At 63.5% G+C, this 11,757-nt stretch carries 11 protein-coding genes and 3 tRNA genes; 6 read left to right on the top strand and 8 right to left on the bottom strand.

Annotation, left to right across the window (positions count from 1 at the left end; all coding sequences use genetic code 11):
- Positions 1–182: 182 nt before the first annotated feature.
- Both guaA and AUL36_RS07680 read left to right on the top strand, forming a co-directional pair.
- Positions 183–1,739, top strand: coding sequence for a glutamine-hydrolyzing GMP synthase (gene guaA / locus AUL36_RS07685; protein ID WP_058600226.1), 1,557 nt, complete (start codon positions 183–185; stop codon positions 1,737–1,739).
- A 176-nt stretch (positions 1,740–1,915) separates the two neighbouring features.
- Complete coding sequence (locus tag AUL36_RS07680; RefSeq protein WP_082655701.1) at positions 1,916–2,422, top strand: hypothetical protein; 507 nt, start codon at positions 1,916–1,918, stop codon at positions 2,420–2,422.
- A gap of 82 nt (positions 2,423–2,504) precedes the next feature.
- On the opposite strand, the gene AUL36_RS07675 is transcribed toward AUL36_RS07680, so the two are convergent.
- Positions 2,505–3,386, bottom strand: coding sequence for a LysR family transcriptional regulator (locus AUL36_RS07675; RefSeq protein ID WP_062219475.1), 882 nt, complete (start codon positions 3,384–3,386; stop codon positions 2,505–2,507).
- A 107-nt stretch (positions 3,387–3,493) separates the two neighbouring features.
- Here AUL36_RS07675 and AUL36_RS07670 point away from each other — a divergent pair, with 107 nt between their 5' ends.
- Positions 3,494–5,020 carry an MFS transporter gene (locus AUL36_RS07670; RefSeq protein ID WP_062219473.1) on the top strand — a complete coding sequence of 509 codons (1,527 nt, stop codon included), beginning with the start codon at positions 3,494–3,496 and terminating at the stop codon, positions 5,018–5,020.
- 212 nt (positions 5,021–5,232) lie between these two features.
- Here AUL36_RS07670 and AUL36_RS07665 read toward each other — a convergent pair.
- The 4 genes from AUL36_RS07665 to cpdR all read right to left on the bottom strand — a co-directional run bounded on the left by AUL36_RS07665 (position 5,233) and on the right by cpdR (position 6,195).
- A tRNA-Val gene (locus AUL36_RS07665) sits at positions 5,233–5,307 on the bottom strand.
- Between the two features lie 152 nt (positions 5,308–5,459).
- Positions 5,460–5,534: transfer RNA gene (locus AUL36_RS07660), tRNA-Val, on the bottom strand.
- Between the two features lie 150 nt (positions 5,535–5,684).
- Positions 5,685–5,759: transfer RNA gene (locus AUL36_RS07655), tRNA-Val, on the bottom strand.
- Between the two features lie 70 nt (positions 5,760–5,829).
- The gene (cpdR, locus tag AUL36_RS07650; RefSeq protein ID WP_019996719.1) at positions 5,830–6,195 is read right to left on the bottom strand and encodes a cell cycle two-component system response regulator CpdR; all 366 of its coding nucleotides are present in this window, start codon (positions 6,193–6,195) and stop codon (positions 5,830–5,832) included.
- Between the two features lie 152 nt (positions 6,196–6,347).
- On the opposite strand from cpdR, the gene AUL36_RS07645 reads away from it, so the two are divergent.
- Positions 6,348–7,256 carry an N-formylglutamate amidohydrolase gene (locus AUL36_RS07645; RefSeq protein WP_082640297.1) on the top strand — a complete coding sequence of 303 codons (909 nt, stop codon included), beginning with the start codon at positions 6,348–6,350 and terminating at the stop codon, positions 7,254–7,256.
- An 80-nt stretch (positions 7,257–7,336) separates the two neighbouring features.
- Positions 7,337–8,116, top strand: a complete 780-nt coding sequence (gene hisN / locus AUL36_RS07640) for a histidinol-phosphatase (protein ID WP_062219471.1) — start codon at positions 7,337–7,339, stop codon at positions 8,114–8,116.
- Positions 8,117–8,126: 10 nt separating this feature from the next.
- On the opposite strand, the gene AUL36_RS07635 is transcribed toward hisN, so the two are convergent.
- On the bottom strand, positions 8,127–9,176 hold the full coding sequence (locus AUL36_RS07635) for an alpha/beta fold hydrolase (RefSeq protein ID WP_062219469.1): 1,050 nt from the start codon (positions 9,174–9,176) through the stop codon (positions 8,127–8,129).
- 534 nt (positions 9,177–9,710) lie between these two features.
- Between AUL36_RS07635 and AUL36_RS07625 the strand changes: the two genes are divergently transcribed.
- Positions 9,711–10,172 (top strand): Hsp20 family protein, encoded by a 462-nt coding sequence (locus AUL36_RS07625; RefSeq protein WP_058600231.1) that lies wholly within the window; start codon positions 9,711–9,713, stop codon positions 10,170–10,172.
- 135 nt (positions 10,173–10,307) lie between these two features.
- Here AUL36_RS07625 and AUL36_RS07620 read toward each other — a convergent pair whose 3' ends face one another.
- Both AUL36_RS07620 and AUL36_RS07615 read right to left on the bottom strand, forming a co-directional pair.
- On the bottom strand, positions 10,308–10,520 hold the full coding sequence (locus AUL36_RS07620) for an Rmf/CrpP family protein (RefSeq protein WP_062219464.1): 213 nt from the start codon (positions 10,518–10,520) through the stop codon (positions 10,308–10,310).
- Between the two features lie 76 nt (positions 10,521–10,596).
- Positions 10,597–11,655, bottom strand: a complete 1,059-nt coding sequence (locus tag AUL36_RS07615; protein WP_062219462.1) for a threonine aldolase family protein — start codon at positions 11,653–11,655, stop codon at positions 10,597–10,599.
- Positions 11,656–11,757 lie beyond the last annotated feature (102 nt).

The raw sequence follows: 11,757 nt of genomic DNA, 5'->3' as shown, positions 1-11,757 counted from the left end.
GGTCTTCCCCGATGCAGCGCGAGAATCGGTTTCATCAGGAAGGCTCCGTCGCGTTGGGAAACACCGGCGAAGAATGACGCCCGGACCACGGCAGGACGACGCTTGCGCGACAAACCGCTCTCGGCCTTCGGTCCGGAGCGCGAGGCTCTTGCCTTTTGCAGCGCCTTATCTAGAAGTCCGCCATGACCCAGCACCTCGATACCATCCTCATCGTCGATTTCGGCTCCCAGGTCACGCAGCTCATCGCGCGCCGCGTGCGCGAGGCCGGCGTCTATTCCGAGATCGTGCCGTTCCAGTCGGCGGAAGAAGGCTTCCGCCGGTTGAATCCGAAGGCCGTGATCCTCTCCGGCTCGCCCGCGTCCACCACCGAAGAGAACTCGCCGCGCGCGCCCGAGATCATCTTCTCGTCCGGCATTCCGGTTCTCGGCATCTGTTACGGGCAGCAGACCATGTGCGCTCAGCTCGGCGGCAAGATCGAGGGTGGGCTGCATCGCGAGTTCGGCCGCGCCTTCCTCGAAGTGCAGAAGTCCTCGCCGCTCTTCGACGGTATCTGGGCCGAGGGCACGCGCCATCAGGTCTGGATGAGCCATGGCGACCGCGTCACCGCGCTGCCCAAAGGCTTCGAGATCATCGCAGCTTCGCCGGGCGCGCCCTTCGCGGCCATCGCCGACGAGGCCCGCCGCTTCTACGGCGTGCAGTTCCACCCGGAGGTGGTTCACACGCCCGATGGCGCCAAGCTGATTTCCAACTTCGTCCACCGCATCGCGGGTCTCAAGGGCGACTGGACCATGGCCGCCTTCCGCGAGCAGGCGATTGGGGAAATCCGCGCCAAGGTCGGCGATGCCCGCGTCATCTGCGGCCTGTCGGGCGGCGTCGATTCGTCGGTCGCGGCCATTCTGATCCATGAGGCGATCGGGGATCAGCTGACCTGCATCTTCGTGGATCACGGTCTTCTGCGCATGGGGGAGGCGGAGCAAGTCGTCGGCATGTTCCGCGACCATTACAACATCCCGCTCGTGCATGTTCAGGCGCAGGACCTCTTCATCGGCGCGCTCGAAGGCGAGATGGACCCCGAGGTCAAGCGCAAGACGATCGGCCGCCTGTTCATCGAGACCTTCGAGGCCGAGGCCAAGAAGATCGGCGGCGCGGACTTCCTGGCGCAGGGCACGCTCTATCCCGACGTGATCGAAAGCGTGTCCTTCACCGGCGGCCCCTCGGTGACGATCAAGTCGCACCACAATGTCGGCGGCCTGCCCGAGCGCATGAACATGAAGCTCGTGGAGCCGCTGCGCGAGCTCTTCAAGGACGAGGTTCGCGAGCTCGGCCGCGAGCTTGGCCTGCCCGAGCAGTTCGTCGGCCGCCATCCGTTCCCCGGCCCGGGCCTCGCCATCCGCTGCCCCGGCGGCATCACGCGCGAGAAGCTCGAAATCCTGCGTCAGGCCGATGCGATCTATCTCGACGAAATCCGCAAGGCCGGTCTCTACGACGCGATCTGGCAAGCCTTCGCCGTGCTTTTGCCGGTGCAGACGGTCGGCGTCATGGGCGACGGGCGCACCTACGAGTTCGTCTGCGCCCTGCGCGCCGTGACCTCGGTGGACGGCATGACGGCGGACTTCTACGCCTTCGACATGGAATTCCTGGGCAATGCCGCGACCCGCATCATCAACGAGGTCAAAGGCATCAATCGCGTCGTCTACGACGTGACGTCCAAGCCGCCCGGCACGATCGAGTGGGAATGATTTCTGCTCATCCGGGCGTATTGGAAGACACGCTGCGCGTCGACTCGAGGAGCTAAAAATAGAACGGAAAGTCGCTCCACGAGTTTCGTAGTCTATCGCGGGCCAAGCCCTGTTGACCTCGTGGGTTCCCCGATCGGCTGAGGCGTTATTCAAGGCCGCCTTTCACAAAGGCGGCCTTGACGCGAGGGGATCTGTCGGACGGGAAATGGGCCGTCATCGGCGAGCTTCGGCCGAGCGAACGGGGTCGAAAGGCGCACCCGGCTCATGACAACCGCCGTTTTCTCGACGGCATGTTGTTTGTCCTGGCCGTTCCCACCCTCTTGGCCATGCCGGTCGACAAGCCGCGTCTGATGCTCGCCGGCAAAGGTTGCGACGGCGAGGAGTTTCGCCAGTCGCGGCTTCTGAAAGGCGTCATGCGGGTGATCCCACCCAAGGCCAACCGTCGTAGCTCGGCCGTTTTCGACTTGCGTCAGTATCGTGATCGCAGTCGTATCGAGCGCATGTTCGACCGCCTGAAAGCAGGCTCGCCGCGTCGCCATGCGCTACGACAAAACCGCCATGCCCTCCGAGCCTTCCTATGCCTCGCCACCTCGCGCATCTGGCTGAAGGACCATGTCAACAGATCCGAGGTTCAGCCGGGGCAGGAGCGCTTCGAATACGAGCGTGCGGATCGGAGGGTATGAGTCCTCTCTTGGAAGCTTGAGATCGGTTCGAGGCGATAGACGCCACGGCAAACGCGAAGTTTCGGATGCTCTCTCCGTCAGGTTATACAAAGCCGCTGTCCCATCGGAGAGATGCAGGCCGATGTTCACGAAAGGCAGCCGCCAGCATCCGCAGAGCCTCGCGCGATCTGGTGTCCGACAGAGTCGTATGCAGCACGATTTCGAATGGTGCGAGTTCGGGCAGGCGGTAGCGTTCGCCGACATCGACCGTGCCGAGCGGTGCCACGCGGGGCGAGAATGGCGCTATGGCGAGGCCCGCCGACACGGCGGCCATGACCGCTGAGGAGCCGCCACCCAGGAAAGATTCGGTCCAGGCGATCCCGGCGGCATCGAGAGCACGTTTGGCGACGTCATGAACGCCGCAGGCCGGCGATAACGCGGCGAGGCGGATCGACTGACCTTCGCGATGCTCGAAGGTCGGCGCGGCGAACCAGCCCAGGCGCTCCTTTGCCAGGACGTCCCCGTCGCGCCGGTCGTCTTCCCGGCCGACGATCGCGGCATCCACGTCGCCACGATCGAACGCGTCAAGCAGCACTCGGGAGGTGTCGATCCGCACCTCGATCGTCATCGCCGGGTCATGGGCGTTGAGACGCCCGAGCAATGTCGGGACTTCCGGTCCGGCGATATGGGCGGCGATCCCCAGCGTGAAGCGCCGGACTGCCGTCGGCGACAATCCGGCCACGGCCCGCTCGTGGGCCGCCAGAAAGTCGCGCGCGCCATCGATGAAAGCCGCGCCCTGTACGGAGAGCCTCACCATACGCGGCGTTCTCTCGATGAGCTTGTGACCCACACGATCTTCAAGGCGCTTGAGCTTGACGCTGATCGCACCTTGCGTTGTCCCCAGCGCCTCGGCCGCACGGGTGAAGCTTTTCAGATCGGCAATGGTCACAAAGGCCTGAACGGCATCGACATCGAGAATGGTCATGGCGATCTATGTACATTCGTTGTCACTGAAATGCGCAGCCATATCATTCAGTTGTGATGGGTGTTCGATTACGTCGATGGTCACGAACAATATGTGCGGGGACCACGATGCCATTGTCCAATCAGTTCCGAAATCGGATAGCGCTGGCCGGTGCGTGCCTTGCATCGCTGATGTTCGGGCTCGAAATCTCCAGCGTGCCAGTCATCTTGCCCACGCTGGAGCATGTCCTCGAAGCCGACTTCAACGGCCTTCAATGGATCATGAACGCCTACACCATCGCCGTCACGACAGTGTTGATGGCGACAGGGGCGCTGGCGGATCGTTACGGCCGCAAGCGCCTATTCATCGCCAGCGTCGTCGCATTCGGGATCACGTCTGTCGTGTGCGGGCTGGCGCCGAGCACGCCGGTGCTGATCGCCGCACGCTTCCTCCAAGGAATCAGCGGCGGCGCGATGCTGATCTGCCAGATCGCCGTCCTGTCGCATCAATTCGTGGATGCGGCCGAGCGCGGTAAGGCGTTCGGTGCCTGGGGGATCGTCTTCGGCTTGGGGCTGGGCTTCGGGCCGAACATCGGTGGCGCGATTGTCGCGATCTCAAACTGGCAATGGGTATTCCTGGCCCACGGGCCGCTCGCGCTTGTGACGCTTCTGCTTGTTGTGGACGGCGTGCAGGAATCGCGCGATCCGGACGCGAAGGGACTCGATGTCGCCGGCGTCGCCACGCTGTCGCTGGCCGTGTTTTGCCTCGCATTCTTTATTACGCAGGGGCCGGCGCTCGGCTTTGCCAGTCCGATGGCGCTCGGGATTGCCGCCGCCGCAGGCGTGAGCTTTCTGGCATTCCTCGTTGCCGAGCGGGTCAATCCGCGGCCGATGTTCGACTTTGCCGTATTCCGCATCCGTCCCTTTTCCGGCGCTCTGCTCGGCTCGGTCGGCATGAACTTCAGCTTCTGGCCGTTCATGATCTATCTGCCGATCTGGTTCCAGAGCGGTCTCGGCTATGACGCCGCGACGGCTGGTTTGTCGTTGCTGGCCTATACGATACCGACCTTGATCGCGCCGCCGCTCGGCGAGCGGCTGTCGCTGCGCTATCGGCCGGGTGTCGTCATCCCGGCAGGGCTCTTCACGATCGGTCTCGGCTTCTTCCTGATGAAGATCGGCAGCGGCGTCGCGCATCCGAGCTGGGCGACGCTGCTGCCCGGTGCGCTGATCGCCGGCACGGGCCTCGGCCTCACCAACACACCGGTCACCAATACGACGACGGGATCCGTGCCGAGTGCCCGCGCTGGTATGGCGTCTGGGATCGATATGAGCGCTCGGATGATCTCGCTCGCCGTCAACATCGCCCTGATGGGATATATCCTCGTCAGCGGCGTGCGGGCCTACATTGCCGACGCCTTGCCTGACACAGCAGACGCATCAAGCCTGCGTTCGGCTGCGGAACGCATCGCGGCGGGCGACCTGACGGCGCTCGGCCGGCTGCTGCCCAACCTGTCGTCGGCCGATGCCACGGCAATCGCACACGCGGCGTTGAGGGAGGGCTTCGAATGGGTAACACTCTACGGAGGCCTCAGTGCTTGGCTCCTGGCGGCGGCGAGTTTCCTCCTCTTCCGCCGCAAGATCGTTCCCGTGCGGTGATGTTCGGCAGGAAACCGCCTCGTTAGGGGAACCGAGCGACATAATGCCAATTTTGGCGGAAAGGGGGGAGTTCAGCCAAGCGATCGGCATCTCGCGCGGCGGACGGACGACGAATATCCAATGTCTGGCCGATGCTGGTGACCGGATCGTCGCTCTTGCCCTGATCGCAACGGTCACCCAGTGGGTGGCTGCCGAAAACTTGGGGGATCGAATGGTGGGCGTGACAGGGATTGAACCTGTGACCCCTACGATGTCAACGTAGTGCTCTCCCGCTGAGCTACACGCCCATTCGATGGAGCGCATAGACCATGAGCCGAGCGCCGCGTCAAGGCGAAAGACTTGAATCGAAGAGCATAGATGGTCAGTCTGCCGCAACCGGATGTCGGCGCGATGACGGGTCCTGTGACAGTCTTGCGATCGGGGGAATGGAGAAGCCGGATGGTGGGCGTGACAGGGATTGAACCTGTGACCCCTACGATGTCAACGTAGTGCTCTCCCGCTGAGCTACACGCCCATCCGGTGAAGGCGGATAGACCATATCCGCCGGGCGTCGTCAAGAATGTGAAGCGGAGATGACGGCACAATTCGCGCAGGGCGAGGGGGGCGCGAAACGCAAAAACCCGACGAAACGCCAGGTGGATCACGTGTACTCTTGGAGGTCGAATGGTGGGCGTGACAGGGATTGAACCTGTGACCCCTACGATGTCAACGTAGTGCTCTCCCGCTGAGCTACACGCCCATTCGATGACGCGCTTAGGCCATCTTCCGGCGGCGAGGTCAAGCGATTCCCGCCGCCGATCGAAGCTTCCTCAGGCGGCGTCCTGCAACATCTTGCCGACTTCCTCGACCAGCTCGCGCAGGTGGAAGGGCTTGGACAGGATCTTGGCGTCCTTGGGCGCCTTCGAATCGGGGTTCAGCGCCACGGCGGCAAAGCCGGTGATGAACATGACCTTGAGGTCGGGATCGAGTTCGGTCGCGCGGCGCGCGAGCTCGATCCCGTCCATTTCGGGCATCACGATGTCGGTCAGCAGCAGCGAGAACGGCTCCTCGCGCAGCCGCTCGTAAGCCGAGCCGCCATTGTCATAGGCCGTGACTTCGTAGCCCGCCTTTTCCAACGCCTTGGCGAGGAAGCGGCGCATGTCATTGTCGTCTTCGGCCAAAAGGATTTTGTACATTCGTCCGTGTCCGTTAGCCGGGCTGAGCCCCGGGATGCCCGTTTCCGACAATCCTTTTAGCAGATTGCTTAAACAAGGGCTAAGTGGAATGTTCAGGAACGTTTTGAGCCTTATATTCCCAAGAGAAGGCTTAAGAAAGGGGAAGAGCGACGTTGCAGACCGCCATACCGACTCTGGAAACGGCGGCCGGCCCATGCCCAGCCTTCGAAATCGTCGAACCGGGCGAGCAGACCCTCCCTTTCGTCTTTTGCTCGCCGCATAGCGGGCGGGCCTACCCGAAGGACTTTCTGGAGCAGACGCGGCTCGGGCCGGATGCGATCCGCCGGTCGGAGGATTTGTTCGTCGATCAGCTCTTCGACTTCGTTCCCGCGCTCGGCGCGCCGATCCTTCAGGCCCGCTTTCCCCGCGCCTATCTCGACGTGAATCGCGAGCCCTACGAACTCGACCCGGGCATGTTCGCCGGGCCGCTTCCCGATTTCGCCAATTCCGCCTCCGTGCGCGTGGCGGGCGGCTTGGGAACCATCCCGCGAATCGTGGCCGAGCGCGAGGATATCTACAATGGCAAGCTGCCGCTTACGGAGATCGAGCGCCGGATCGAGGCGATCTACTTCCCGTTCCACGAGGCCCTGGAGGCGCTGATCGAGCGCACGCGCCGGCGCTTCGGCTTCGCCATTCTCCTCGATTGCCATTCCATGCCCTCGTCCGTGCGCCTGATGCCGGGCGGGCGGCGGGCCGACATGGTGGTGGGCGATCGGTTCGGCACGAGCGCGCTCCATGCCTATGTCGTGATGGTGACGCAGCGGCTTTCGGCGTTGGGCTATGAAGTGACGCGTAACAAACCCTATGCGGGCGGCTTCATCACCGAGCGCTATGGCCGGCCCCGGCGCGGCGTCCACGCCATTCAGATCGAGATCAACCGCGCGCTCTATGCCGACGAGGTGGGGTTCCTGCCACATGACGGCTTTGCGCTCCTGCGACGCGATCTCTGGAGTCTCGTCACATGCTTTGCCGGCGAAGTGGAAGCCGGCTGGCAGGGGGATCTTGCGGCCGCTGCCGAATAGACACGCTGAGCAGCGGCGTGCTGTAGCCTTCGGGCCCAAGCTGGTTCATAGGGTCGGGAGCACCAGCACGAGGGCCCGCCATGCAGCTTCCCGATGCCGACTTCCTGTTCCAGCTCGCCGATGTCGCCGCCAAGGAAACCTTGCCGCGCTTCCGCCAGCCGCTCCAGGTTCACAACAAGCCGCGCGAAGGCTATACGTTCGATCCCGTAACCGAGGCCGACCGCGAGGCGGAAAAGGCCATTCGCCTCGTCATCGAGGCTCAATTTCCCGACCATGCGATTCTGGGCGAGGAGTTCGGGCGCTCGGGCGAGGGCGATCTTCTCTGGGTGATCGACCCCGTGGACGGCACGCGTCCCTTCATCTGCGGCGTTCCGGTCTGGGGCACGCTGATCGGTCTCACCGTCAAAGGCATCGCGCAGTTTGGCATCATGAGCCAGCCCTACACGGGAGAGCGCTTCTGGGCGACGCCGGAAGGCGCATGGAGCGACGGCCCGCTCGGCCAGCGCAGCTTGCAGGTGCGCGATGTCGGCGGGCTCGAAAGCGCAACGCTTTTCTCCTCCGCGCCGGAGCTGTTTCATTCGCCGTTGAAGGAGCGTTTCCAGTCGCTCGTCGATAGCGTGCGCCTGACGCGCTTCGGGGCCGATTGCTATGCGTTTGCGATGCTCGCCTCAGGCCATGTCGACATCTGCGTCGAGCCCGGCCTTCAGCCCTATGACATCGTGGCGCTGACGCCGTTGGTGGAAAAGGCGGGCGGTGTCATCACGACCTTCGACGGCGGCCGGCCGGAGGATGGCGGCGACGTCATCGCCGCCGCGACCCCGAAGCTCCACGAGGCGGCGCTGCGCCTTCTCAACGGCTGAGGCTCAGGCGCTACTCGGCGCGCGCCACGTCCGGGATCGCGGCGACCAGCGCCTCTTCCACGAGCGCCGCGTCCACAGCCGGCTCGGCCGGACGCTGCCGGGGCAGGGCGGAGGCGAGGAAGCCTTCGAAGGCTGATAGGGCCGGATCGCGAAAGCGATCCGCCTCCTGAAGCATTTCATGGCGCGCACCGGCCACACGCAGGAAATGGCCTGAGCGCATTCGCCAGGCCAACCGTTCCGCCGCACGGTTCGACACGACCCGGTCGGCTCCCGCCGCCAGAAACAAAGTCGGCAGGCGCATCCGCGCGATGACGTCGGACTTCTCCAGTCGCCTCTGCGCCTTCAAGACGGCGCGCAACCAGGACGCCGAGAGAGCGCCGACGAAGAGGTCGGGTGCGTTGATCTGAAGCGCCAGATTGCGCTCGAACCGCTTGCGATCCGACGTCAGCGGATTGTCGCTGAGAGCGGTGCCCGGCTCGATACGCCGCGCCCGGCGCACCGGCAGCCATCCGAGTCCCGTCCAGTGAAGAAGCGAGGATACGAGGCGGAAGCTGGCGAGGGCGAGCCCCGAGCCGGGCACGGCGACGAAAGGCGCCAGGAGCACCATGCGCTCGACACGATCCTCCAGCCGTTCCATGGCTGTGAGCGCGACGAGCCCGCCCATGGAATGGGCCAGAATCGCATAAGGTGCAGGGCAGCGCGGCAGCACGACCTCGTGGAAAATTCGGTCGAGATCGTCGGTGAATTGAGAGAAATTCGCGACATGGCCGACGAAAGGGTTGGCGAGCGAGCGGAACGAGCGGCCTTGACCGCGCCAGTCGAAGGTCGCGACGCTAAACCCCATCCGGTTGAGGTCGCGCATCGTCTCGAAATATTTCTCGGTGGCTTCGTTGCGCCCTTGGAGCAGGAGAATCGTGCCCCGGCTTTCCTGTCCCTCGGTGCGTGGAGCCAAGGCATAGCGCAGGGTTCGGCCCCGACCGGTGTCGAAGAACCCGATCTCCAGATCGAGAGGCGGCGGGTTGTCGAGCGAGGAGACGAAGGCGTCGGGCGTTTGCGACAAGGAAAAAGCTCTCCCTTCGGATGCCAAGCGATCCGCGGCGGATGCGCGGCTCATCGGGCATCGAGATACCCTCAGCATAGTGCGGGATGGTAAACGATCTGCCGCGAGATGTCCGCGTCTGCCCGGCTGAAGCGGATGTGCTTGCAGCTGGCTGGCGTGAGAACGGGGCCGACCTGATCTCGCGGAAGAGGCCGACCCCGCGCAACCCTGGCGGAAGGGACGGGACGCCAGAGCCATAGACAGCAAGACAAACTCTGCCTTGCGGAATAGCACATTGACCCCAGCAGGCTGAACGCAGACGGAAGCGCGTGTTCATCTGGCGTTCATTCCGCCTGCCACCACAAGCCGCTGTTTTGAAACGCGTAACAGATGTCTCGAAAAAAATGCGGGCAAGGCTTGAAGGCCAAATTGCCGCTTACCATCTGCTTCCTGTGGCCGCCGAACGGGGCCACTGACGAGAAGCCCTCCGCCAGATGGGGAGGACATTGTTTCCCGTCAAAGTCGCAAACCTGTTGCTTCCTATGGAGAACGACCATGCGTCAGTTTGATTTCGCTCCCCTGTACCGCTCCACCGTCGGCTTCGACCGCCTGTTCTCGATGCTCGACACGCTCGGTTCGGGTGAGAATGCCCAGACCTATCCGCCCTACAATATCGAGCGCACGGGCGAGAACGCCTATCGCATCACCATGGCCGTGGCCGGCTTCGGAGATGGCGAACTCTCGATCGAGTCGCGTGAAAACACGCTGACCGTGAAGGGCGAGAAGTCGGATGGCGAAGGCGAGGGGTCCGAGTTCTTGTATCGCGGCATCGCCGCCCGCGCTTTCGAGCGCCGCTTCCAGCTCGCCGAGCATGTCGAAGTGAAGGGTGCGAGCCTCAGGAACGGCCTCCTCCATATCGATCTTCTGCGTGTGATCCCCGAGGCGATGAAGCCCCGCCGGATCGAAATTTCGAACGCCAACGCCAATGCGAAGTCGATCGAAGCCAACGCGGCCTGATCGAAACCGTAATTTAGGTTGGGAGCGGCGCCTTTCGGGGCGCCGTTTTCGTTTGTCACGTCATAGCAGATTGCCATACGAAAAAGACCGGGCACCGCTATGGCACCCGGCCTTCGTCATGATGGTTTCAAGGCATCAATGCCGCGCTTCGGACGCCGTGCCGTTGGAGGCCATCGTATGCTCGTTTGAAGCAGACGAGCGGAAATGGCCGGGCTCGGTGTTGCGGCTCTCGTTCCAGCCGGCCATCCATTCGGCCCTGAGGCTCGATCCCACGGGATATTCGCAGGACGACATCGGATGATTGTTCTGGAAGGCGAGCTTGCCTTGGTGGAATGCGTCGGTCGCCATGAGTTCCTCCTGTTGACGGACACAAGGTCAGAACTTCTCAAAGCCTGATCCGTTCCCGACTGGCGACCTTTCAAACTCAGGTGGTGGCTGCGAGCGCGGCGGCGAAGCGCTCGACATCGGCTGGTTCGGTGGACCAACTCGTGACCAGTCGAACCAGGACTTCGTTTTCGTTGAGCGCCTGGCCGCTGCCGTGCGGCATGTTCCAATCATAGAACACGGCGCCCTCGGCCCGCAGCGCCTCCGCCACCGGGCGCTCCAGGATCGCGAAGACCTCGTTGGAGCGCGTGTCCCAGGCCTGCCGGGCGCGGTTCGAATGCGCCAAGGCGTCGCGCAATTGATCGGCCATCAAGTTGGCGTGCGCGGCCAGCGTCAGCCAGAGCCCATCGTCCAGATAGGCCATGAACTGTGCTGCGATGAAGCGCGTCTTGGAAAAGAGCTGCGCGCCGCGTTTGCGGATATAGGGGAACTGACGCGCCTTCTCGGGATCGAAGAACACGACGGCTTCCGCGCACCAGCAGCCGTTCTTCGTGGCTCCGAAAGAAAGGATGTCGATGCCGGCTCGCCATGTCATATCGGCGGGTGACAGCTTGGTCGCCGCCAGCGCGTTGGCGAAACGCGCGCCGTCCATATGGAAGGCCAGATCCTGCTCATGCGCGATCGCGGCCAGCGCCGAGATTTCATCGCGGCTATAGAGCGTGCCGACTTCGCTCGCCTGGCTGATCGTTACCGCCATGGGCTGACCGGCATGGATGAAGCCGGGGCGGAAGCGGGCGAGCTCATGGCGCAGCTGCGCCGGATCGATCCGGCCGAAGGCTCCGTCCACCGGGGCCATGCGTGCGCCATGCGTGAAGAATTCCGGCGCGCCGCATTCGTCTTCCACCACATGCGCCTCGCGGTGGCACATGACGACGCCGCCGGGACGGTTCACGGCGGCAAAGCTCAAAGAGTTCGCGGCCGTTCCCGTGCCGACGAAGAAGACCGCGACCTCGCGCTCGAAAATCTCGTTGAAGCGCTGCTCCACCGCCTTGTCGAGATCGCTGGAGCCGTAGGCGGCAGCCATGCCCGCGCCATGCGTGGAAAGGGCGGCGGAGATGGCCGGATGAGCGCCGGACCAATTGTCGGAAGCAAAGATCATGAGAGCCTTTCCGGCATTATCGACCGAGCTTCTGCCCTTGCGCGCTTCAAACCTGCGCGTCAACGCGTTAGAAGCACTCTTGAAAAAATCCAAAGAAGCTGC

This window comes from Aureimonas sp. D3 (genome assembly GCF_001463805.1).
Lineage (GTDB): Bacteria > Pseudomonadota > Alphaproteobacteria > Rhizobiales > Rhizobiaceae > Aureimonas > Aureimonas ureilytica_A.
The sequence above is the reverse complement of the archived record's forward strand: the minus strand, read 5'-3'. Positions and strand labels throughout refer to the sequence as shown.

Coding starts and splice junctions, on each gene's coding strand:
- AUL36_RS07620 (WP_062219464.1), bottom strand. CDS start 10,520: ATGGCGACCGACGCATTCCACCAAGGCAAGCTCGCCTTCCAGAACAAT.
- AUL36_RS07625 (WP_058600231.1), top strand. CDS start 9,711: ATGCGTCAGTTTGATTTCGCTCCCCTGTACCGCTCCACCGTCGGCTTC.
- AUL36_RS07615 (WP_062219462.1), bottom strand. CDS start 11,655: ATGATCTTTGCTTCCGACAATTGGTCCGGCGCTCATCCGGCCATCTCC.
- cpdR (WP_019996719.1), bottom strand. CDS start 6,195: ATGTACAAAATCCTTTTGGCCGAAGACGACAATGACATGCGCCGCTTC.
- hisN (WP_062219471.1), top strand. CDS start 7,337: ATGCAGCTTCCCGATGCCGACTTCCTGTTCCAGCTCGCCGATGTCGCC.
- AUL36_RS07675 (WP_062219475.1), bottom strand. CDS start 3,386: ATGACCATTCTCGATGTCGATGCCGTTCAGGCCTTTGTGACCATTGCC.
- guaA (WP_058600226.1), top strand. CDS start 183: ATGACCCAGCACCTCGATACCATCCTCATCGTCGATTTCGGCTCCCAG.
- AUL36_RS07670 (WP_062219473.1), top strand. CDS start 3,494: ATGCCATTGTCCAATCAGTTCCGAAATCGGATAGCGCTGGCCGGTGCG.